At 49.9% G+C, this 21,970-nt stretch carries 19 protein-coding genes; 15 read left to right on the forward strand and 4 right to left on the reverse strand.

Annotation, left to right across the window (positions count from 1 at the left end):
• The first annotated feature begins 7 nt into the window (after window positions 1-7).
• The 3 genes from pth (at window position 8) to acnB (ending at window position 4,912) form a co-directional block, all read left to right on the forward strand.
• On the forward strand, window positions 8-697 hold the full coding sequence (gene pth / locus IEW74_RS08005; protein WP_188663610.1) for an aminoacyl-tRNA hydrolase: 690 nt from the start codon (window positions 8-10) through the stop codon (window positions 695-697).
• Window positions 698-815: 118 nt separating this feature from the next.
• On the forward strand, window positions 816-1,919 hold the full coding sequence (ychF, locus tag IEW74_RS08010) for a redox-regulated ATPase YchF (RefSeq protein ID WP_188663612.1): 1,104 nt from the start codon (window positions 816-818) through the stop codon (window positions 1,917-1,919).
• Between the two features lie 407 nt (window positions 1,920-2,326).
• Window positions 2,327-4,912 (forward strand): bifunctional aconitate hydratase 2/2-methylisocitrate dehydratase, encoded by a 2,586-nt coding sequence (gene acnB / locus IEW74_RS08015; protein ID WP_188663614.1) that lies wholly within the window; start codon window positions 2,327-2,329, stop codon window positions 4,910-4,912.
• 66 nt (window positions 4,913-4,978) lie between these two features.
• On the opposite strand, the gene IEW74_RS08020 is transcribed toward acnB, so the two are convergent.
• Window positions 4,979-5,590 (reverse strand): tetratricopeptide repeat protein, encoded by a 612-nt coding sequence (locus tag IEW74_RS08020; protein WP_188663616.1) that lies wholly within the window; start codon window positions 5,588-5,590, stop codon window positions 4,979-4,981.
• 82 nt (window positions 5,591-5,672) lie between these two features.
• Between IEW74_RS08020 and IEW74_RS08025 the strand changes: the two genes are divergently transcribed.
• Both IEW74_RS08025 and IEW74_RS08030 read left to right on the forward strand, forming a co-directional pair.
• Window positions 5,673-7,505 carry an extracellular solute-binding protein gene (locus IEW74_RS08025; RefSeq protein WP_188663618.1) on the forward strand — a complete coding sequence of 611 codons (1,833 nt, stop codon included), beginning with the start codon at window positions 5,673-5,675 and terminating at the stop codon, window positions 7,503-7,505.
• 93 nt (window positions 7,506-7,598) lie between these two features.
• The gene (locus tag IEW74_RS08030) at window positions 7,599-9,215 is read left to right on the forward strand and encodes a CHAD domain-containing protein (RefSeq protein WP_188663620.1); all 1,617 of its coding nucleotides are present in this window, start codon (window positions 7,599-7,601) and stop codon (window positions 9,213-9,215) included.
• Here the strand turns inward: IEW74_RS08030 and IEW74_RS08035 are convergent.
• Together IEW74_RS08035 and IEW74_RS08040 are read right to left on the reverse strand one after the other, a co-directional pair.
• Window positions 9,212-10,768, reverse strand: coding sequence for a glycosyltransferase family 9 protein (locus IEW74_RS08035; RefSeq protein WP_188663622.1), 1,557 nt, complete (start codon window positions 10,766-10,768; stop codon window positions 9,212-9,214). The two genes, IEW74_RS08030 and IEW74_RS08035, sit on opposite strands and share 4 nt — an antisense overlap.
• A gap of 59 nt (window positions 10,769-10,827) precedes the next feature.
• The gene (locus tag IEW74_RS08040; RefSeq protein WP_188663623.1) at window positions 10,828-11,709 is read right to left on the reverse strand and encodes an HpcH/HpaI aldolase/citrate lyase family protein; all 882 of its coding nucleotides are present in this window, start codon (window positions 11,707-11,709) and stop codon (window positions 10,828-10,830) included.
• A gap of 132 nt (window positions 11,710-11,841) precedes the next feature.
• Between IEW74_RS08040 and pdxY the strand changes: the two genes are divergently transcribed.
• From pdxY to IEW74_RS08060, 4 genes are all read left to right on the forward strand, one after another.
• Window positions 11,842-12,693 carry a pyridoxal kinase PdxY gene (gene pdxY, locus IEW74_RS08045; protein WP_188663625.1) on the forward strand — a complete coding sequence of 284 codons (852 nt, stop codon included), beginning with the start codon at window positions 11,842-11,844 and terminating at the stop codon, window positions 12,691-12,693.
• Complete coding sequence (gene cobU, locus IEW74_RS08050; protein WP_188663628.1) at window positions 12,694-13,188, forward strand: bifunctional adenosylcobinamide kinase/adenosylcobinamide-phosphate guanylyltransferase; 495 nt, start codon at window positions 12,694-12,696, stop codon at window positions 13,186-13,188.
• A gap of 3 nt (window positions 13,189-13,191) precedes the next feature.
• Window positions 13,192-14,259: a cobalamin biosynthesis protein CobW gene (gene cobW, locus IEW74_RS08055; RefSeq protein WP_188663630.1), complete on the forward strand. Its 1,068-nt coding sequence runs from the start codon at window positions 13,192-13,194 to the stop codon at window positions 14,257-14,259.
• Between the two features lie 106 nt (window positions 14,260-14,365).
• The gene (locus IEW74_RS08060) at window positions 14,366-15,169 is read left to right on the forward strand and encodes a substrate-binding periplasmic protein (protein WP_188663632.1); all 804 of its coding nucleotides are present in this window, start codon (window positions 14,366-14,368) and stop codon (window positions 15,167-15,169) included.
• On the opposite strand, the gene IEW74_RS08065 is transcribed toward IEW74_RS08060, so the two are convergent.
• Entirely contained in the window at window positions 15,127-16,143 is a 1,017-nt protein-coding gene (locus IEW74_RS08065; RefSeq protein ID WP_188663634.1) for an NAD(P)/FAD-dependent oxidoreductase, read from the reverse strand. The genes IEW74_RS08060 and IEW74_RS08065 overlap by 43 nt on opposite strands.
• Before the next feature lie 83 nt (window positions 16,144-16,226).
• On the opposite strand from IEW74_RS08065, the gene tsaE reads away from it, so the two are divergent.
• From tsaE to metK, 6 genes are all read left to right on the forward strand, one after another.
• Complete coding sequence (gene tsaE, locus IEW74_RS08070; protein ID WP_188663636.1) at window positions 16,227-16,688, forward strand: tRNA (adenosine(37)-N6)-threonylcarbamoyltransferase complex ATPase subunit type 1 TsaE; 462 nt, start codon at window positions 16,227-16,229, stop codon at window positions 16,686-16,688.
• Entirely contained in the window at window positions 16,681-17,688 is a 1,008-nt protein-coding gene (locus tag IEW74_RS08075; protein ID WP_188663639.1) for an aminoglycoside phosphotransferase family protein, read from the forward strand. The genes tsaE and IEW74_RS08075 overlap by 8 nt, the downstream gene beginning before the upstream one ends.
• Window positions 17,673-18,389: a nucleotidyltransferase family protein gene (locus IEW74_RS08080; protein WP_188663641.1), complete on the forward strand. Its 717-nt coding sequence runs from the start codon at window positions 17,673-17,675 to the stop codon at window positions 18,387-18,389. The genes IEW74_RS08075 and IEW74_RS08080 overlap by 16 nt, the downstream gene beginning before the upstream one ends.
• The gene (gene lnt / locus IEW74_RS08085) at window positions 18,331-19,932 is read left to right on the forward strand and encodes an apolipoprotein N-acyltransferase (RefSeq protein WP_188663643.1); all 1,602 of its coding nucleotides are present in this window, start codon (window positions 18,331-18,333) and stop codon (window positions 19,930-19,932) included. The genes IEW74_RS08080 and lnt overlap by 59 nt, the downstream gene beginning before the upstream one ends.
• A 137-nt stretch (window positions 19,933-20,069) precedes the next feature.
• Entirely contained in the window at window positions 20,070-20,543 is a 474-nt protein-coding gene (locus tag IEW74_RS08090; protein WP_188663645.1) for a helix-turn-helix domain-containing protein, read from the forward strand.
• Between the two features lie 174 nt (window positions 20,544-20,717).
• Window positions 20,718-21,890, forward strand: coding sequence for a methionine adenosyltransferase (gene metK, locus IEW74_RS08095; protein ID WP_188663647.1), 1,173 nt, complete (start codon window positions 20,718-20,720; stop codon window positions 21,888-21,890).
• The last annotated feature ends 80 nt before the right edge of the window (window positions 21,891-21,970 follow it).

Raw genomic sequence — 21,970 nt, forward strand, 5'->3', positions numbered from 1 at the left:
ACTTCCTATGATTTTGTTGGTCGGACTAGGCAACCCCGGTGGGAAATACGCCAAAAACCGACACAACATCGGGTTTATGGCGCTGGACGAAATCGTTCGGCGCCATTCCTTTGGGCCGTGGCGTTCCAAATTTCAGGGCCAAATGTGCGAAGGCACCATCGATGGCACCAAAGTCCTCGCCCTGATGCCTGAAACGTTTATGAATGAGTCAGGCCGTTCGGTCAGCGCGGCGGCACGCTTTTACAAAATTGCCCCCGAACAGACCGTTGTCCTGCACGACGAACTTGATCTCGCCTTCACAAAAATCAAAGTTAAAATTGGTGGTGGTCACGGCGGCCATAATGGCCTGCGTTCCATTGATGCCCATATGGGTAAAAATTATAAACGCGTGCGCTTAGGGATCGGTCATCCCGGTTCCAAAGAAAAAGTCCACGGATATGTTCTCGGTGATTTTGCGAAGGCGGAAGAAGACCCCCGCGATAAAATGCTGGATGGGGTTGCCCAGCACATCGGTCATGTCATCAACGATGCAGATACGGAATTTATGAACCGTTATGCCCTTGGGATGCGCCCGCAACGCCCCAACAAACCGAAGACGCCCACACAAGACAGCGCACAATCGTCTTCGGTCAAAAATGCAAATAATGACGACAACAACGACTCCCCTTTTGCTGTTTTAAAGAAGCTGACAGAGTAGTTCATCTTCTTTTTTGCCCGCTTGCCTCGCAAAACAGGACGTTTGGCTTGACCTTTCGTGCGTGGCGCGCTATCCGCATTGCCAACGGTTTTTCTATTTTTTCTTGGGATGAACTCCAATGGGTTTTAACTGCGGTATCGTCGGCCTGCCTAACGTCGGCAAATCAACCTTGTTTAACGCGCTGACGTCAACAGCAGCAGCCGAAGCGGCCAACTTTCCGTTTTGTACGATTGAGCCAAACTCCGGGCGGGTTGGTGTGCCTGATGAACGCCTTAACAAACTGGCCGCGATTGCCGGGTCCGGTAAAATCATCCCGACACAACTGGAATTCGTCGATATCGCTGGCTTGGTGCGCGGTGCGTCCAAAGGCGAAGGACTGGGCAACCAGTTCCTTGGCAATATCCGCGAAGTTGATGCCATCATCCACGTCCTGCGCTGTTTCGAAGATGAAAACATCACCCATGTCGATAATTCCATCGATCCTTTGCGTGATGCGGAAACCGTTGAAACCGAATTGATGCTGTCGGACTTGGAAAGTCTGGAAAAACGTGAACAAGCCCTGATCAAAAAAGCACGCGGTCAAGACAAGGAAGCCAAAGCGACACTGGAACTGGTTGGGCGCTGCCTTGAAGTCTTGCGCGAAGGTCAACCGGCCCGCATTGTCGAGCGCCGCGATGACGAAGAGGAAAAACTCTTCCAGATGCTGCAATTGCTGACCTCCAAACCCGTCCTTTACGTCTGTAACGTCGAAGAAGACAGTGCGGCAGAAGGCAATTCCATCTCAGCCAAAGTTTTCGAAAAAGCTGCCGCCGAAGGCGCGCGCGCCGTTGTGATTTCTGCCCAAATCGAAGAAGAAGTTTCCAAACTGGATAGCGACGAAGAAAAGGCAGAATTTCTGGAAAGCCTCGGCCTTGAAGAAACCGGCCTCGCCCGCGTCATTCGTGAAGGCTACAAACTTCTGGAACTGCTGACCTTCTTCACCGTTGGCCCGAAAGAAGCCCGCGCCTGGACCGTCCAAGCCGGGGCCAAAGCACCGCAAGCCGCAGGTGTTATCCATACGGATTTCGAACGCGGCTTCATTAAGGCCGAAACCATCGCCTATGATGACTATATCGCCTGTAACGGTGAAACCGGGGCCAAGGAAAACGGTAAAATGCGTCAAGAAGGTAAGGAATATGTGGTGAAAGACGGCGACGTCTTCCACTTCCGCTTCAACGTGTAAATCGACATCATACCCCAAAAGGCTCCCCTCCATCGGGAGCCTTTTGTGTTTCTACGAATCCACATGAAACTCGTATAAATTTCTACCAAACACGCTGTTCCTGTAAAGAAAGCCCTTTCAAAGCAGCGCAAAGAACCTCACATCCCGAAAAAATTTCATACACCAGACTTACGTTGAATGCAGGCTAAGCACCTGAGGGGACAGACTCTTTATTTAACAGCTCTAAAAAGACAACTTAAAAGTCGCCCTTGGTAATACCAGAGGCAAGGTTTTCTGCGCGTTTTCAAGGGTTTAGAGACTGGACAAACGATCGCGTTTGTGGTGTAAATAGGCCACGTTTTTTATGAGGAACTCCGCTTTAGGCGGGCTTTCTCCTTATTCACTCTTGCATAAGCGGAGGTAGTTTAGTGCTAGAAGAATATCGCAAACATGTCGAGGAGCGTGCAGCTCTTGGCATTCCACCCCTGCCGTTGTCGGTTGAACAAACTGAAGCGCTTGTTGAATTGTTGAAAAACCCGCCGGCAGGTGAAGAAGACACACTGGTTGATCTTCTGACACACCGCGTCCCGGCTGGCGTTGACGATGCAGCGCGCATCAAAGCCGGTTTTCTGGCACAAGTCGCCAAAGGTGACGTTTCCTGTTCTTTGGTTTCCAACGTCAAGGCAACAGAATTGCTGGGTACTATGCTCGGCGGGTTCAACATTGAACCGATGATCGCCCTTCTGGACGATGCTGAAGTGGGCGAAACAGCCGCAGAAGGTCTGAAAAAGACCCTGCTGGTTTTCGATTACTTCTTCGACGTCAAAGAAAAAGCCGATGCCGGTTCTGTAAATGCAAAAGCTGTTCTTCAATCCTGGGCGGATGCGGAATGGTTTACGTCCAAACCGGAAGTCGCTGAAAGCATGAAGCTGACTGTGTTTAAAGTCACAGGCGAAACCAACACGGACGATCTGTCCCCGGCACCGGATGCGTGGTCCCGCCCCGATATTCCGTTGCACGCCCTTGCCATGTTGAAAAACCCGCGCGAAGGCATCACACCGGAAGAAGCAGGCGTACGTGGTCCGATCCAATTCATCGAAGACCTGAAAGCCAAAGGCAATCTGGTTGCTTATGTCGGTGACGTTGTCGGGACTGGGTCTTCACGTAAGTCTGCAACAAACTCCGTTCTGTGGTGGACAGGTGAAGACATTCCGTTCGTGCCGAACAAACGTTTCGGCGGTGTCTGTCTGGGCAGCAAAATTGCACCGATCTTCTACAACACAATGGAAGATGCCGGCGCATTGCCGATCGAACTTGACGTCAACGAAATGAACATGGGCGACGAGATTGAATTGCGCCCGCTTGAAGGAAAAGCTTTGAAAGACGGTAAAGTTATTGCCGAATTTAAAGTAAAATCCGAAGTGATCTTCGACGAAGTTCGCGCCGGTGGCCGTATTCCGTTGATCATTGGTCGCGGCCTGACCGCACGTGCACGCGAAGCCTTGGGTCTGGAACCGTCTACCTTGTTCCGTACACCGGTTGAACCGGAAGACACAGGCAAAGGTTACACACTGGCGCAGAAAATGGTCGGTAAGGCCTGTGGCTTGGAAGAAGGCAAAGGCATCCGTCCGGGTACCTATTGCGAACCGAAAATGACCACTGTGGGTTCACAGGATACAACAGGTCCGATGACCCGTGACGAACTGAAAGACCTGGCTTGCCTCGGCTTCTCTGCCGACCTTGTTATGCAATCTTTCTGTCATACCTCTGCTTATCCGAAACTGGTTGACGTGAACACTCACAAGACACTGCCCGATTTTATCGAGACACGTGGCGGTGTGGCGCTTCGCCCACAAGATGGAGTTATTCACAGCTGGCTGAACCGCCTTCTGTTGCCTGATACAGTTGGGACAGGTGGCGATAGCCATACCCGCTTCCCGTTGGGGATTTCCTTCCCGGCCGGTTCCGGTCTGGTTGCTTTTGCGGCTGCGACAGGCGTTATGCCGTTGGATATGCCGGAATCTGTATTGGTTAAGTTCACAGGGAAACTGCAAGAAGGCATTACGTTGCGCGATATGGTTAACGCCATTCCGTTCTATGCCATCAAAGAAGGCCTGCTGACGGTTGAGAAAAAAGGCAAGAAGAACATCTTCTCTGGTCGTATTCTCGAAATCGAAGGCTTGCCCGACCTGAAAGTCGAACAAGCCTTCGAACTGTCTGATGCCTCTGCTGAGCGCAGTGCGGCTGGCTGTACCGTTCACCTGAACGAAGAACCGATTATCGAATATATGCGTTCCAACATCACCCTGATGAAGTGGATGATCGCGGAAGGCTACCATGATGAGCGCACTCTGAAGCGCCGTATCGAAGCAATGGAAGCTTTCATTGCCGATCCGAAGCTGATGAAGCGTGACGAAGATGCAGAATATGCAGCCGTTATCGAAATCAACATGGACGATATTAAAGAACCGATCGTGGCTTGCCCGAACGACCCGGATGATGTGAAAACATTGTCTGACGTTGCCGGTCAGAACATCGATGAAGTCTTTATCGGGTCCTGTATGACCAACATCGGTCACTTCCGCGCTGCCGGTAAGGTTCTGGACGGTTTGTCCGATCTGCCGACCCGCCTGTGGATTGCACCGCCGACCAAGATGGACGCCGCAATTCTGACCGAAGAAGGCTATTATTCCATCCTTGGTAAAACAGGCGCGCGTATGGAAACACCGGGTTGCTCCCTCTGTATGGGGAACCAGGCACAAATCCGCAAAGGGTCTACGGCGATGTCTACATCCACCCGTAACTTCCCGAACCGTCTGGGCATTGATACCAACGTTTATCTGGGTTCTGCCGAGTTGGCCGCTGTTTGCGCGCAAATCGGTAAAATCCCGTCAAACGAAGAATATCAAGCTAAGGTGAAGGCTGTGAACGAAAAAGCAGATGACGTTTATCGTTACATGAACTTCGACCAGATCCCGGCTTTTGTTGAAAAAGCGGCAACGGTTGATGCCTAAGCATTAATTTGTACAACATCTAAACTCCCCGTCAGAGCAATCCGGCGGGGATTTTTTTTATGTGTATTATTGTGTGAGTTCTTTCAATACCTCAAGAGACGGGGCAAATCCCGCGTCAGCCGCTTTTTCCAGCCAGTAAAAGCCTTGTTGTTTGTCCACAGCAACCCCGACCCCGCGCAAGTAGGCCAGCCCCAGAATATGCATGGCCTTTGGGTATCCGGTTTTTGCCGCCTGTTTAACATAACGAATACCGATGTTCGGATTGGCTTTGATCCCGATACCGGAAATATAAATCTCGCCCATTCGTAACATGGCGTAATGGTCCCCGGCTTTGGCCGCTTTATCAAACCAGCCGCGTGCAAGGTTCAGGTTGGTTTTACCATTCAGGCCATCCGCATGAATACGCCCCAGCACCACCATCGCCGGGGCATGATCTTGTCGGGCAGACTTATGAAACCAGCGCATCGCCGTTTCAATATCTTTTGGTACACCTCGTCCCTGCATATGCATGGTGCCGATCCAGTAATCCGCCACCGGATTTCCCGCCCGCGCATATTGATGAAATTCGCGCAAGGCATCTTCGTTGCGCCCTTCCTGTACCGCACGAATGGCATCTTCCATACTGGCAAAGGTGGGATGCGAGAAAACGACTAAAATCAGTAAAAAAACAAAGCGCATTTTGGATCAACCCCTTGCACAAAGCTTACATCCCCGCCAATATCAAGTAAATGTCGCATTCACAAAAAAACAGGGTTCAAAAATGGGTTTGAAAACAGCCGCTTTTGCCGGACTAATTGGATTGACCGTCACGTTTAACGCATGGGCGAGCGAACCAAAACACGCCGTTGCCATGCATGGTGATATTAAATATGGCCCCGGTTTCACCCATTTTGATTATGCCAACCCCGATGCCCCAAAGGGAGGGAATTTACGTCTTGCGGCACTGGGATCCACATTTGATACCTTCAACCCCTTTACCTTAAAAGGCAACAGTGCTGCCGGGGTCGGCATAGTCTATGACTCGTTAACCCAGCGTTCCTTGGATGAACCCTTTAGCGAATATGGCCTTTTGGCGGAAACAATTGAAATACCCGAGGATCGATCCTCCGTTACATTCCATCTACGCCCCCAAGCCAAATGGCATGATGGCAAACCTGTCACGGCTGAAGATGTGGTGTTCAGTTTCAACACCCTGTTCGAAAAAGGCCACCCGCAATATCGGTTCTATTACGGCGATGTCGCCAAGGTCGAAGCCCTGTCTGAACGCACTGTCAAATTCACCTTTAAATCGGCAAAAAACCGCGAACTGGCCATGATTGTCGGGCAACTTCCTGTTATACCGAAACATTACTGGCAGGATAAAGACTTCGAAAAAACAACGTTGCAGCCACCCTTAAGCAGCGGTCCCTACCGTGTCAAATCGTTTGAAGCTGGTCGCAACGTGGTTTATGAACGCGTCAAGGATTACTGGGGCAAAGACCTTGCCGTCAATGCCGGGCAAAACAATTTTGACGAAATCCGTTATGATTATTATCGTGATGCAACCGTTGCGGTTGAAGCCTTTAAAGGCGGTGCCTTTGATTATCGATACGAAAACATCGCAAAGAACTGGGCAACTGCCTATGACATCCCCGAAGTCAAAAACGGTCTGATTGAAAAACTGCGTTTCAACCATAGTGTTGGGGCAGGCATGCAAGCCTTTGTCTTCAACATTCGCCGTGACAAGTTTAAAGACCCCTTGGTCCGCGAAGCCTTGGCCTATGCCTTTGATTTTGATTGGGCCAATAAAAACCTGTTTCATGGTGAATACAGCCGGACCAAAAGCTATTTTGCAAACTCCGAATTGGCCTCACGCGGATTACCGACAGGACGCGAATTGGAAATTCTGGAAAAATATCGCGGGCGCGTGCCCGATGAAGTGTTCACAAAAACATACGAGCCACCAAAAACAGATGGTTCAGGTAATATTCGGGGAAACCTGAAACAAGCCGTCACCTTGTTGAAAAAAGCGGGCTACGTCATTAAAAATCGCAAACTGGTCAATGCCAAGACGGGCGAACAACTCAGTTTTGAATTCCTGCTACAGGCCGGTCCCACATGGGAACGTATTGTCCTGCCGTTTAAGAAAAATCTCGAACGCTTGGGTATTGAGGTCAGCTTGCGTATGGTTGATACCGCGCAATATAAACAGCGCACGGATACCTTCGATTATGACATGGTTGTTGATGTCTTCGGCCAAAGTCAGTCACCGGGCAACGAACAATATAGTTTCTGGTCCAGCAAAACCGCAAATCAACCCGGTGCGCGTAATTCCATTGGGATCAGCAATGATATTGTAGACGAATTGGTTGAATTGGTCGTCAACGCCCCCAACCGCGAAGAGTTGGTCATGCGCACACGCGCCTTGGACCGGGTTCTTTTATGGGGACATTACGTCATTCCCAACTGGCATCTGAAAAGTGCCCGCATCCTGGCATGGAACAAGTTTAGCCGCCCTGATACCTACCCGAAATACAGCCCCGGCTATGACGCATGGTCCTTCTGGTGGCTGGATAAAGACAAAGAAAAAACCCTTGCAAATAAGCGCAAGTAATAGGGATTATTCCCTAAAAATGTAACATGACTTTGCTATCATACCCGCTAAAATGTTACACTCTTGTGACATGCAGAGGGGAAAGGCGGGACAATGATCGTAGAAACCAGATACTACGCACTTGGAAATGAACATAGCGCGCAGGAATGGAGCAGCATCGTTGCAACCTTGGCCCAAGGACAAAAGTCAGGGGAACAGGTGGTTGAACAAACCTATCTTGATACCTTTGACTGGGCCTTGTGCCGTAACGATATCTCATTCATCTACGAACAAACCGATGCAAGCCATTTACGGATCATGACTGATCAACGAGGGGTAAAAACACCAGCCCCTCAAACCGTCGAACACCTTCCGGTCTTTCCTGACGATATCCCCGCTGGAAAGATGCAAAAGACCATTGCCAAAATGGTTGGGTTACGTGCGCTTATCCCCTTGGCGCAGCTTAAATCCGAACAGATCATTATTCATGTCGAAGATAAAAAAGGGCGTGTGCGTATCCGTCTTGTTGTTGAAGTCAACTTCCAACGCCCGGCCCCCCGGCGTAAAATGCTGGAATTGGGCTGTCGTCTGCGTATTGAATGTCTGAAAGGATACGAAAAAGATTTCGCCAAAACCTTACCCCGTTTTGCAGGACTGACACCGTCCAGTCAGAAAGTCTTTTTTGGACAAATCATGGAAAATATCGGGAAAACTCCGATGGATTATTCCAGTAAATTAAAGATCAAGCTGGACCGTGATATGCGTGCCGATGAGGCCTTGAAGACCATTCTAAAAGACCAACTTGCACAAATTGAAACCAACATTGACGGCACCATTGCCAACACCGATACGGAATTTTTACATGATTTGCGGGTTGCCGTTCGCCGTTCGCGCAGCGCCCTCAGTCGCTTGAAAGGGGTTCTTCCCCCCAGTATCCAAGATCGTTTTTCACAGGAACTGGCGTGGATCGGTTCCATCACAACCCCGGTGCGTGATCTGGATGTTTATCTTCTGGATTATCCGAAATACCGGGACCAGCTTTCCCCGCAACAACAGGAAAACCTGCAACCCTTATATTACTTCCTGTTAAAACAACATGAAATGGCCCGCCACGAACTGATTGACAACCTCAACAGTCGTCGTTTTCGCGATTTTTTGGTGAAATGGCGGGCCTTTTTGGACAAACCGGTCCCCCAACGTCCCAGTGCCCCGGTTGCCGCACAGGAAATCGGTACCATTGCCGACAAACGTATCTGGAAAACCTATACCCGCGTTATCGCAGAAGGCAGCGCGATTCACGAAGACACCCCGGCCGCAGCCTTACATGATTTGCGCAAAACCTGCAAAAAACTGCGTTACCTGTTAGAATTTTTCGCCAGTCTTTACCCTGCAAACCAGGTCAGTGAATTGGTCAAAACATTAAAAGGCTTGCAGGAAAACCTCGGTGATTTTCAGGATTTGGATGTGCAGGCGGGAAAATTACATGATTTCTCGGCTCAGATGATGCAGGACGGCGAAGATCGACCGCAAGTCTTCATGTCAATGGGGGTCCTGGTTGAAGGTTTTATGAGCAAAAAAGAAATTGTGCGCACTGAATTTGCCGAACGCTTTGCCTCTTTTTCCTCAAAAGCCGTTGAAAAAGACTTCCGCCAATTGGTGAATAAAGACAAAGCAGGCAAACAGAAAGTCGCCCTGAAGGCCCATATCGAAAATGACGAGACGGTTTCTTAAGAATATTCCTCTCTCAAGGTCGTTTGAACCGTCTTTAAAACCTGTTGCCAATTGCCAAATTCCTGCTGGCGGAACAGACGGATACTGTCATACCAATAACTGTGCGTTGTCTCTTCCTGCCAGCGCCAATCCGCACATTGATCCAGCAACAACCACACCGGCTTGCCCATTGCCGCCGCCAGATGGGCAACGGCTGTATCCACACTGATCACCAGATCCAATTTGGCAATTAACGCGGCTGTATCCCCAAAATCCTGCAGACGATCTGTCACATCAATCAAATGGTCGCCCTTGGGCAGTGGGGCGTTTGCATCCACCTGTAAAGAAACCCAATCCAGATGCGCCAATGTAAACAGATCGGCAAACTGGCCCAGATCAATAGATCGCAAGTGATCTCGCAAATGTGCCGCCCCCCCGTGCCATGCAAAACCGATCTTGGGTTTCTCATTTGTCTGCAAACCTTGAAATCCGTCATAAGGCGCGCGTAAATATCCCTCACGGTGAGGCATACGTTGCACGCTGATATCCATAAAGATTGCCAAATCCATCAGATAAGACTGGTAATCGAAAGCATTCGGGTTTTCCACCGTTTCACAGACCGTAATTTGCGGGATAGATTGCGCAATCAAACGGCATAAACTTTTGCGACACAAAAAAGTGACCTTCGCCCCACGTGCCGCCAGTTCAATAAGAAAACGTGAAAACTGAATAACATCGCCTGCACCCTGCTCGCAATAAACCAGAATATCTTTGTCTGTAATCTCTTCTCCGTTCCATACAGGAACACGGCTTTCAGGACTCGAATTTGAAATTTTCACACCGTCATAACGCACACGATATTTTTGAAAGCCTTCTTTCAAACGGCCCTGTTTCAGCAAAACATGGGCATCGCGCAAGGCCAATTGTTGATTATTCACACCATAGGCTTTGGCCAGATTTAGAAAATGAGCCGCCTTGTCAAACTCGCCGATCTCTTCAAAGAAAACGTGTAAATGCAGGTAACTTTCCCCATGCATGGGATCCAGTGACAAGGCACGAAAATAAGAGGAAATGGCAGCACGTGGATTGCCACTATCGCGTTGTGCCGCGCCCAAAACCCGCCAAATTTCAACCCGCTCCGGGTCGTCCTTTAAAGAACGTTGCGCACATTGCAGGGCCGCCACATAGTTTTTTCCCATGTAAAAGACAACAGCCAAATCCCCCCAGTACTGTGGACTTGCAGACGTTTTATCTTCCAACCGGGCCAAAAACGGGCGCACCTGTGCCGTCTCGCCGGTTTTTGCCAGCAGATAGCACATAAAGGCCATCGTTTCGCACGTTTCATTCCCGGCAGACAAAAGCCGGTTTGTCATCTCAAACGCGCGTTGATTATCGCCTTCGACATAAGTCAATCGGGCGTGTGCCAACAAAACATGCACGTTGTCTTGTGGCAACTTCATCAATAAATTACGTGCATCCTGTACTTGTCCACGGCTTAGACAGGACAAGACATAGGCAATCGCTTCGCTGAGTGTCAGTTCTTTTTTCATAAGGGCCAGCTTAGCCGATTTCAATCAAAAGAAAAGGCTCCTGCATCAACAGGAGCCTTTTTAAATCAGATATATAAAGCGATTTAAGCGCCAGCTTCCATCTTCACAATTGCTTCTGCCTGTGCCACCACTTGTTTTGCGGTAACCACATGCAGGTTTTCAATCAGTTTGCCATCCACGACGACCACGCCTTTGCCTTCTTTTTCCGCATCCGCATGGGCGGCAATAATCTTTTTGGACCATTCCACTTCCGCATCGGACGGACCAAAGATTTCATTGGCTTTTGCAACTGTTTTCGGATGGATCAACGTTTTCCCGTCAAAGCCGAGCTCTTGGCCCTGCTTGCAATGTTCCACAAAACCTTCATCATCGGACAGATCCAGATAAACACCGTCCAGAATTGCAATACCGGCAGCGCGGGCGGCCAAAATACAAACGTTCAAAGACATCATAAAGGGCAGCCGCATCGGGGTATGGGCACAGCGCAATTCTTTCGCCAAATCCGAGGTTCCCATCACGAAACCGCCCATACGATCGGTCGAATCGGCAATTTCTTCGGCATGCAGCATACCGCGCGGGGTTTCCATCATGCACCAGATTTTCATCTCGGCAGGGGCACCGGCGCCATCCATGATCGCTTCGACCTGACGAACCGTGTCTGCGCTTTCCACCTTCGGCAATAAAATCGCATCCGCACCGGATGTAGAAGCCGCAACGATATCGTCATAGCCCCACGGCGTGTTTAAACCGTTTGTCCGGATAAGAATTTCACGCATGCCGTAGCCGCCTTCTTTGACGGCATCTACAATTTGTTGGCGCGCGACTTCCTTGGCATCCGGGGCGACGGCATCTTCAAGATCAAGGATCAAACCATCAGCGGGAAGGGTACGCCCCTTTTCCAGTGCACGGGCATTAGAACCCGGCATATAGAGGACACTACGACGAGGACGTGCTGTTGCAGCCATTGGACTATTTCCTTTGCAGTTAAGTTTTCTGTTATTTCGCAATTGCGGAAAAATATAAACAAAAGTTTCTCATTGGCAAGCCCGCATGATGGGGTATAACTGCAAGAAAACAGCCTAAAAGAATGTAAGCGTATGAGCATCTTATCAATTCAATCCTCTGTCGCCGTTGGTCATGTCGGAAATTCGGCTGCCGTCTTTCCCTTGCAACGCCTTGGTTTTGAAGTCTGGGCCGTCCCGACTGTTTTGTTCTCAAACCATCCGGGTTACGATTCCCATGCCGGTGCTGCGGTTCCCATTGAAACCATGCGTGCGATGGTCGACGGGATCGACAATCTGGATCATTTCGCCCATTGCGAGGCAATCTTATCGGGCTATCTTGGCAACGTAAAAGCCGGGCGATTCGTCCTTGAAACGGTTGAACGCATCAAAGGTATTAACAAAGACACCCTTTATTTTTGTGATCCTGTGGTTGGCGATATGACACGCCGCCTCTATGTCAAAGATGAAGTCGCGGCCTTTGTTCGCGATGAATTAGTCCAGCATGCGGATATTCTCGCCCCTAATGCTTTTGAACTGAAATACCTCAGCGGGCGTTCGCAAGAGACCTTAAGCGATGCCATGTTTGCGGCAGATGCCCTGCGCGCACGCGGGCCAAAAACCATTTTAATCACCTCGTTGCGCGGGCGAAAAGGCAACACCCCAACCCTGTCCAATGTCATTGTCAGTGACCAGGGTGCCTGGCGTGTCACCGTTCCACAACGGGCCTTGCGGGCAAAAGGCACCGGCGACACCTTCGCCGCCCTGTTTCTTGCCCATCATTTGCGCGGTGAAACAGCGCAGCAGGCATTAGAACTGGCAACCTCGACCCTGTACGGTATTATCGATGACACACTGCGCCATGATAGCGACGAACTCCGCCTGATTGACGCCCAAGCCGAATATCTCCACCCCAGTTTTTATATTGATGCCGTCAGGATCGGATAAATGATTACACTTGTTTTAGGTGGCGCACGATCCGGGAAATCGGCTTATGCAGAAAAAATAATCGAGGATTTAGGCGGTGGGACCTACCTTGCCACCTCGCGCGTTTGGGATGCGGAAATGGCGGAACGGGTGCAAATTCATCAGGCCCGGCGCAACGATCTATGGCACACCATTGAAGAACCGGTCGCAATTCACGACATCATAGCCAACACAGACAAACCCCTGCTCGCCGATTGTCTGACCTTGTGGCTGTCCAATCTGATGGAGATGGAAGCCGATATCGATCAGGAAACCGAACAGCTTTGTCGTGCCCTGAAAATGGCAAAACAGGACATTGTACTGGTATCCAATGAAGTTGGACTGGGCATTGTGCCCGATAATGCCTTGGCGCGAAAATTTCGTGATTTGGCAGGCAAAATTAATCAAACGGTAGCGCAAACCGCCGATCGTGTGATATTTGTCGCAGCCGGACTTCCCCTCATCATGAAAGAATAACCCATGAAAATACCTGCAACTGTCATTACCGGTTTTTTAGGCGCCGGTAAAACCACCTTGATCCGCCATCTGTTGGAAAATGCCAATGGTAAAAAAATTGCGTTGGTGATTAACGAATTCGGTGATTTGGGTGTTGATCGCGAAATGGTTAAAGGGTGTGGCATTGCAGGCTGTGAAGACGAAGATGGCAACGACAATGTAATTGAACTGGCAAATGGGTGTATCTGCTGCACTGTCGCGGATGAATTTCTGCCAACGATGGAAGCCCTTTTGGAACGCGACAATCTGCCGGACCATATTGTCATTGAAACCTCTGGCCTTGCCCTGCCCAAACCGCTGGTCAAAGCGTTCAATTGGCCCGAGATTAAAACCCGTGTAACCGTGGATGGTGTGGTCACCGTCATTGATACCCATGCCGTTGACATGGGGCGTTTTGCCGATGATGAAGCCACCATACAAAAGGTTCGTGAAAGCGATGAAAGTCTGGATCACGACAACCCGTTGGAAGAATTGTTCGAAGACCAGTTGCAATGCGCCGATATGGTCTTGCTGAACAAAACCGATCTTGTCGAAGCTACACGCCTGACAGAAATTAAATCCGATTTACAGGCCCGCGTGCGTGACCATGTCAAATTTATTGAAACCGATCATGGTCAGGTTGACCCGGCCATCCTGTTGGGGTTGGATGCGGCGGCGGAAGACGACTTGCATCATCGCCATTCCCATCACGAACACGATGACCACGATGATGATGACGACCATGACCATCATCACGACCACAGCCATGATGAATTTGAAAGTTTCTCTGTCTCGCTTGGTCCGATTGCAGACCCGGTCGATCTGGAAAACAAATTGCTGGCGCTTGTCGATGCCCATGATATTTTGCGGATCAAAGGCTTCCTTGATGTCCCCGGTAAACCGATGCGCCATGTCGTGCAGGGTGTAGGACCGCGTTTCCAACGCTATTTCGACCGCCCGTGGGCAAATGACGAACCGCGCACCAGTCAACTTGTGATTATCGGAAAGCATGGGCTGGACAAAACAGCTATTGAAGAAGCCCTTGCGTCATAAGCAAAAACAGTCACCTTATCCTATTAGATAAATTACAAAAAAATGTAACAAATGGTAGAAATGTCTATCATATGGAATCTATCTAAACAGGCTACAGGTCAAATATTTGCGTTTAAAAGGTATCTTCGTTTCTGCAATTTTTCTGTTTTTTTCCGCTGGAACATATGCAAATGAAATCACATCCATTCATTTGCCGGAAGGCGTTCTGGCGGAAAAAACGGCGATTGGCTATATCGGTGCCTTCCCGGATATTTTAAACGAGGCCGCCCGAAGGCTGAAACGTCCAGTTGCCCTTTATGCCGGGCCGTGGATACGTTCACAAAAAAATGCACAACGCATCCCCGGAGCCGCCATAGCCCCGTTGACCCGTGTCCCGGAACGCGAAGATCAGTATGTCTGGGTAGAAGAAATTCTTCCGCTGAACCTCACCTTCCTGATTATGAGCGGCACAAACACCCAATATCAGAAGATGGACGACCTGATTGGAAAACGCATTGGTGTCTTGCGCGGATCTGTTGCCGATGTCATCACGCGTAACCTGCCGGAGCTGCGCAAATATGTTGTGTTGTCCTCAACCGGTGAGTCGTTGAGCAAACTCTTGCAACATGGTCGGATCGACGGTTGGTTGATTTGGGACATCTACGGGCTGGAAAATATGCGCAGGCTTAATCTGGAACCCTTTATCAAAACAACTTTTTCCTATACCGTTGGCCCCCTTTATCTGGCAACAAACCCAAGCGTCAGTATAAAAGAAGTCCAACTCTGGCAACATACCCTTCGCGAGATGAAACAGGACGGAACCATTGCCAGAATTATCCGCCAGCATTACGGCAACAAAATTGTTGCCGCCCTCAAAACAACACCGCCTTATTCGCCGGGTACACCAACAGACGTCGAATATTCAAAATGAAGTTCTTCATCAGGATATGCGTAAGCATGGGCGGAGCGTGCCGCCATTGCCGCTTCGGAAAAACCGCATAAAATCAGTTTGAGCTTGTTTTCATACGTCACAATATCGCCCACGGCATACACCCCGGCCAAGCTGGTCGCCATAGATGTTGGATGGACACTGAGATGTTTTTTATCCAGTTCCAGTTCCCATTCTGCAATCGGGCCCAGATTTTGCGACAAACCGTAGAAGGCCAGCATGACATCAGCGCCGAGGTCGCGCGTATTACCGTCGAAATCTTTGACAACAACGGCCCTTAACTGATCCCCATCACCTTTCAATCCGTCCAATTGATAAGGAACAACCAATTCGATTTTGCCATCTGCGGCCAATTGTTGCATCTGGGAAACACTTTCCGGCGCCGCGCGAAATTTCGGGCGGCGATGAACAACCTGCACGGATTTCGCAACATCGGCCAAAGACAGTGCCCAATCAACCGCACTGTCACCACCGCCAGCAATCACGATGCGTTTATCGCGGAAATCCTCGCGTTTACGCACCATATAAAAGATGGATTTTCCTTCATATTGGGTCAACCCGTCCAGCGGCGGACGGTTTGGGCCAAACGCCCCGACACCGGCGGCAACGATAACCGCCTTGGCGTTGATTTGTGTCCCTTTGTCGGTTTCCAGATTAAAACTGCCATCTTCCTGCTTTTCAAGTTTGCTCACTTGTTGCGAAAGATGATAAACCGGATTGAAAGGAGCCGCCTGTTCTTCCAGCTTGTTAATCAGATCACCGCCTGTAATGGACGGATGGGCGGGAATATCATAAATTGGTTTTTCCGGGTACATGGCCGTACATTGCCCACCGATCATGTCCAGCGCATCAATAACATGGCAGTTCATTTTCAGCATACCACATTCAAACACGGCAAACAGTCCGGTCGGGCCTGCGCCGATGATGGCAACGTCAGTTTTCTGCATCTCAGTCATTGATTTTAACCTTTTAAGAATTTACGAACCAATTGGCCCTAAAATGCGATGAAAAAGAGGCCGAAGTCTAGTATTAAGTTGCCATGAAAATAGAAATCAAAAACCAAAACGAAACCGAAGAAATTGCCCAGCGCCTTGCTGCCATTGCCCAACCCGGTGATGTAATCGCGCTGCATGGGGATTTAGGGGTTGGGAAATCCGTCTTTTCGCGCGCCTTTATCCGCGCCATGACCACCCCGGATGAAGAAGTCCCCAGCCCGACATTTACCCTCGTTCAAATCTATGAGACCGAGGCATGTGAGCTTTATCATTTCGATATGTATCGCCTTGATGCCCCCGAAGACGGTTTAGAACTGGGGATCGAGGAAGCCTTTGGCGATGGGATTTCATTGATCGAATGGCCCTCCAAACTGGGGGCGTATCTGCCGTGGGATTGCCTAAACATCAAAATTTCCCATAACCCGGCAGACCAAAACGCCCGGCATTTTGAATTTTCGTCACAAGGTCGCTGGATCGAGCGCCTCAAGGAGATTGCCCTTGTCTGATCGCCAAAAATTACGCCAACGTTTTTTAGAAGAAAACGGATGGGGCGGCGTGGATTGTCCCTTGCTGGCCGGGGATGCCTCTTTTCGCAAATATTACCGTTTAAACCGCAATGACCAACAAGTCGTTTTAATGGATGCGCCTCCGCCACAGGAAAATGTGCGCCCCTTTGTGAAGATCGCCAATTTTTTGGTCGACCACGGCTTCAGCGCACCACGTATTCTGGCAAAAGATTCCAAAAACGGCTTTTTGTTGATCGAGGATCTCGGCGACGATACCTATACTCGGCTCTTGCAAAACGGCGCGGATGAACGACAACTTTATAAACTAGCCACCGACGTGCTGGTTGAATTGCACAAAGATGTCGCAGAACTGCCCGACGATACCCCTGAATATGATCACGAATTACTGACGACTGAAGCTCTGCTTTTACCTGACTGGTGGATGAAAGCCGCCTTTGGCGACACTTACGTCAACGATGATATGCGCGAAAGTTATATTAAGGCTTGGCAACCCTGTTTTGATTATCTTCAAGATCAAAAGCAGGTTCTTGTGCTGCGCGATTATCATGTCGACAATCTGTTGCTGCTGCCGGGTCGCCATGAATGGGCGGCTTGCGGATTACTGGATTTTCAGGATGCCGTTCTAGGGTCCGGTATTTATGACCTGATGAGCCTGCTCGAAGATGCCCGGCGCGACATAAAACCGTCACTCATTGAAGAAATGAAAATGCGCTATACTCGCGCCTTCCCGGAACTGGAACCGGAAGAATTCGATACCGTCTTCGCAATTTTGGGGGCGCAACGCCATGCCAAAGTTATCGGTATTTTCGCCCGCCTGTGCATGCGTGACGGCAAACCGATTTATCTGCAACATATGCCGCGTGTCTGGCGTTTGTTGGAAAGGTCACTCAGGCACCCAATGCTGAAAGACGTCAAAACGTGGATCGACCAACATGTCCCCAAAGAAGCCCGAGGAATTCCCGCATGTCTGAACACATAACTTCCGGCATGGTTCTGGCGGCGGGATTAGGCACCCGAATGCGTCCCTTAACGCTGCATACGCCCAAACCCCTGATCAAGGTGGCCGGGCGGACAATGGCGGACCGTGCCTTGGATCGATTGAAAGAAGCCGGTGTCACCCATGCCGTCCTGAATATCAGTTACCTGGGCGAACAAATCGCTGCCCATTTCAAAAATCGCACAGACATGAATATCCAGCTTTCAAACGAAGACGAACCGTTGGAAACAGGGGGCGGTGTGCAAAAAGCCCTGTCCTTGTTAAAAGGAACTGCCTTTTTTGTCCTGAATGGGGATGCCGTTCTCTTAAACGGACCAACCCCGACCCTGCGCCGAATGAAAGATTTCTGGAACGCAGCGGATATGGATGTGTTGTTGCTTTTGCTCCCCAGTGCCAAGGCCATCGGGTACAGTGGTCCCGGTGACTTTACGCTGGACAACCGTTCCATCCCGGCCTTTCGCGAAGAATGCAAGACCGCCCCTTACGTCTTTAGCGGGGTACAGATTTTGGCACATAACACGTTTGACAACCGCCCAAGAGGCAAATGGTCCTTGCGTGAAATCTATCAGGATGCGATTACCAAGGGCCGGGCGCGTGCCCTTGTGCATGATGGCGATTGGTTACATGTCGGAACACCGGAAGGGCTGGAAGTTGCCGAAGATTACTTTGCAAAGCTTGCTTGACGTTCAAAACCGCTGGAAAAAAGCGGGGATTTTGATCGCACTTGGCCTCTGTGTTGTTGCGGCCCTGCCGCCGATTTATATTTTGCCATTGGCTTTCATCGGTTTTTCCGGGCTGTTTCTCTTGCTGGATCGCTGCACAACGGCGAAACAAGCCTTTTTCACCGGTTGGTTCTTTGGTGTCGGTTTTTTTGGCGGTGGTCTTTACTGGCTCACCAATGCCTTTCTCGTCAATGCGGGCAAACATGGCTGGCTTATTCCCATTGCCGTTCCCGCCCTTGCCTTCGCAATGGGCTTGTTTATCGGCCTGACAACCCTGTGCGCCCATTTGATGTGGCGCAATCAAAAGGAATCGTCGCAAGCTTTTGCCCGGATTATCCTTTTTGCGATTGCATGGACCATCTGGGAATGGGTGCGTAGCTGGATTTTTACCGGATTTCCGTGGAACCTCGCCGGGACCGTTTGGGGGTTCAGCGATATGATGATGCAACCGGCGGCCTATGTCGGTGCCTTCGGCTTTAGCCTGTTGAGCGTCTTGGCCCTAAGCCTACCTGCATGCTTTTACTATTTGGAAGGGAACAAAAGGTTTCTTCCCCTTCTCGCCTGCTTTCTCATTCCCATCCTATTTGGGGTTACAGGCAGTCTGCGTTTACAAAATGCCAATGTCACCTTTTATGATGATATAACGCTCCGCCTTGTGCAGCCCAATATCGATCAGGCCCATAAATGGGACAGAAATCTGAAAATCGCCAATTTTAATCAGCATCTTGAATTAAGCCTTGCAGAAAGCACAAACGGCAAAAGGCCCAGCCACATTATCTGGCCCGAAACGGCTGTGACCTATGCTTTAAACCGCGAACCCAATGTCTTGCGGGCTGTGGCCTCTGTTGTGCCACCCGGCGGTGCTGTTCTCACCGGTACACCGCGTATGACGCCCCGTGGGCAAGAACCTTTTCAGGTGTGGAACAGCCTGCTTGCCGTCAATGAAAAGGCGCAAATCACAGCCGTTTATGACAAATCCCATCTCGTCCCCTTTGGTGAATACATCCCCTTTCGCCGCTTTAACCCAATCCCCAAATTAACGGCAGGCATGGTCGACTTTAGCGCGGGTGATGGATTACAGACCGTTCAGATAAAGGGGCTGCCGTCCTTTAGTCCCCTGATCTGCTACGAGATTATTTTTCCAAACTCGGTTGTAAACAAAGAAAATCGCCCTCATTGGTTGTTAAACCTGACAAACGATGGATGGTATGCAGACAGCCCCGGCCCCTATCAACACTTAATAAGTGCACGCATGCGCAGTATTGAAGAAGGTCTCCCCTTGATCCGGGTTGCCAATACCGGGATTACTGTGGCAACCGATGCCTATGGCCGTGTGCTGTCTCAGCTCCATTATGGACAGCGCGGTTTCATTGACGTTCCACTGGCAAAGCGACTGGAAAATCCCCCCTATGCAAGCAGGGCATCTGATACTATCTTAATGGGGCTAATCGGCTTTTTCTTTCTTATCGCTCAAGTCAGTTTAGTCATCTATCGTAAAAGATAATATTCAATCCTTGGTTATTTTTTAATTAAACCCATTTTACTCTGGTTGAATTACCGCCCGGATGTTTGCTATAGTCCGCCCAACTGCAAAGTCGGGATAATCCCGAACTGGTGCGCGAATTGGGGAAATTAAGGAACATGGACGAACTTGCGAAACCTGCAGGCTTGCCGAAAAAAAAGCCAGGAGAGACAAGCCCCATCGACATTCATGTCGGTGCACGCTTAAGACAACGACGAACTTTATTGGGGATGAGCCAAGGGAAGCTTGGCGATAGCGTTGGGCTGACCTTTCAGCAAATTCAGAAATACGAACGGGGCACCAACAGAATCGGTGCAAGCCGACTTTATGATCTCAGCCGCGTTCTGGATGTCTCCATTGCCTATTTTTTTGAAGAGATGCCCGACGAAATAAGCGAACAACGCTATAAATCCATCAATAAACAGCTGAGTAATGATGTCAGCGCGTTTGAAACGGACGAAATCACCCGGCGCGAAACCCTCGAACTGGTCAGAAACTATTATAAAGTTTCAAACCCGTTGGTGCGCAAGCGTCTTTTTGAACTCGCAAAAGTACTTGCGACACAGAATATTCCAACAGACGAAAACACTTGACCTGATAAGCATTTCTGATACAAATCCTTTCGATATTTCTGTGGAAAAGCCCGCAGGAACATGGGGGGATTTGGATCGCTTGCGCACCCATGTCAAAAAATGTCGCTAAGTGGGCTTACAGATAAATCGTGCCCTTGATCCATTGTTTTAACTTTTGATCGAAAGGCGCTTATCATGGCTCTCGACAAATATCTTTTTACGTCCGAATCTGTTTCAGAAGGTCACCCGGACAAAGTCTGTGATCGTATCTCCGATTCCATTATTGATGCGTTTTTGGCTCTCGACCCGCATTCTCGCGTTGCTGTTGAAACCATGTGTACGACAAACTTTGTCGCACTCGCTGGTGAAGTTCGCGGCCCGGACGAGATGAACCACGAAAAGTTCAAAGAAATCACACGCCAAGCTATTAAAGACATCGGGTACGAGCAACGCGGCTTCCATTGGAAAGATTGCGAAATCACATCGCAAATCCATTCTCAATCTGCCGATATCGCCCAAGGTGTCGACGAAGGCACGGGAACGGACACAGAAGAAGGGGCTGGCGACCAAGGCATTATGTTTGGTTATGCCTGTAACGAAACACCTGAATTAATGCCCGCCCCGATTATGTATGCTCACCAAATCCTGCGCCGCATGGCTGAAGACCGCCATTCCGGTAAAGTTGTCGGATTTGGCCCGGACAGCAAATCACAGGTCACACTGGCTTATGAAAACGGCAAACCGGTTCGTGCAACGTCTTTGGTTGTATCCACACAACATGACGAAAGCCTTTCTTTGGGCGATGTCCGTGAACTTGTTCTGCCTTATTTCGAAGAGGTTCTGCCGGAAGGCTGGTTGCCGGAAGACAGCGAAATTTACGTCAACCCGACAGGGCGTTTCGTCATCGGCGGCCCCGATGGCGATGCTGGTTTGACAGGTCGTAAGATCATCGTGGATACCTATGGTGGGGCAGCCCCGCATGGTGGCGGTGCGTTCTCCGGTAAAGATCCGACCAAGGTTGACCGTTCTGCCGCTTATGCTGCGCGTTATCTCGCGAAAAACATTGTCGCAGCCGGTCTGGCTGACAAATGTACCATTCAGCTTTCTTATGCGATCGGTATCTCCAAACCGTTGTCCGTCTATTGTGACACAGCCGGTACCGCACAGGTTGACGAACAGAAACTGGCAAAAATTGCAGCCGAAATCATGAACCTGTCGCCGCGCGGCATTCGTGAACACCTGCAACTGAACCGCCCGATCTATAAAGAAACATCGGCTTACGGTCACTTCGGTCGCACACCGACAGCAGAAGGTCACTTCTCTTGGGAGAAAACCGATCTGGTTGACGAACTGAAACGCCAGTTCTAATTCCGGTTTAAAACAGTTGAGATTACCTGCAAACGCGGGTATGCATGGCCCCTGTCTCGTACAGGGGCCATTTGCTATGT

The sequence above is a fragment of the Terasakiella brassicae genome (genome assembly GCF_014641495.1).
GTDB classification, from domain to species: Bacteria; Pseudomonadota; Alphaproteobacteria; order Rhodospirillales; family Terasakiellaceae; genus Terasakiella; species Terasakiella brassicae.

What these genes read in the sequence shown, in the direction of transcription:
- lnt (WP_188663643.1), top strand. Translation starts at nt 18,331, where the DNA reads ATGTCGGAACACCGGAAGGGCTGGAAGTTGCCGAAGATTACTTTGCAA.
- IEW74_RS08030 (WP_188663620.1), top strand. Translation starts at nt 7,599, where the DNA reads ATGATCGTAGAAACCAGATACTACGCACTTGGAAATGAACATAGCGCG.
- IEW74_RS08080 (WP_188663641.1), top strand. Translation starts at nt 17,673, where the DNA reads ATGTCTGAACACATAACTTCCGGCATGGTTCTGGCGGCGGGATTAGGC.
- pth (WP_188663610.1), top strand. Translation starts at nt 8, where the DNA reads ATGATTTTGTTGGTCGGACTAGGCAACCCCGGTGGGAAATACGCCAAA.
- cobW (WP_188663630.1), top strand. Translation starts at nt 13,192, where the DNA reads ATGAAAATACCTGCAACTGTCATTACCGGTTTTTTAGGCGCCGGTAAA.
- cobU (WP_188663628.1), top strand. Translation starts at nt 12,694, where the DNA reads ATGATTACACTTGTTTTAGGTGGCGCACGATCCGGGAAATCGGCTTAT.
- IEW74_RS08065 (WP_188663634.1), bottom strand. Translation starts at nt 16,143, where the DNA reads ATGACTGAGATGCAGAAAACTGACGTTGCCATCATCGGCGCAGGCCCG.
- pdxY (WP_188663625.1), top strand. Translation starts at nt 11,842, where the DNA reads ATGAGCATCTTATCAATTCAATCCTCTGTCGCCGTTGGTCATGTCGGA.
- metK (WP_188663647.1), top strand. Translation starts at nt 20,718, where the DNA reads ATGGCTCTCGACAAATATCTTTTTACGTCCGAATCTGTTTCAGAAGGT.
- tsaE (WP_188663636.1), top strand. Translation starts at nt 16,227, where the DNA reads ATGAAAATAGAAATCAAAAACCAAAACGAAACCGAAGAAATTGCCCAG.
- IEW74_RS08025 (WP_188663618.1), top strand. Translation starts at nt 5,673, where the DNA reads ATGGGTTTGAAAACAGCCGCTTTTGCCGGACTAATTGGATTGACCGTC.
- IEW74_RS08090 (WP_188663645.1), top strand. Translation starts at nt 20,070, where the DNA reads ATGGACGAACTTGCGAAACCTGCAGGCTTGCCGAAAAAAAAGCCAGGA.
- IEW74_RS08040 (WP_188663623.1), bottom strand. Translation starts at nt 11,709, where the DNA reads ATGGCTGCAACAGCACGTCCTCGTCGTAGTGTCCTCTATATGCCGGGT.
- ychF (WP_188663612.1), top strand. Translation starts at nt 816, where the DNA reads ATGGGTTTTAACTGCGGTATCGTCGGCCTGCCTAACGTCGGCAAATCA.
- IEW74_RS08020 (WP_188663616.1), bottom strand. Translation starts at nt 5,590, where the DNA reads ATGCGCTTTGTTTTTTTACTGATTTTAGTCGTTTTCTCGCATCCCACC.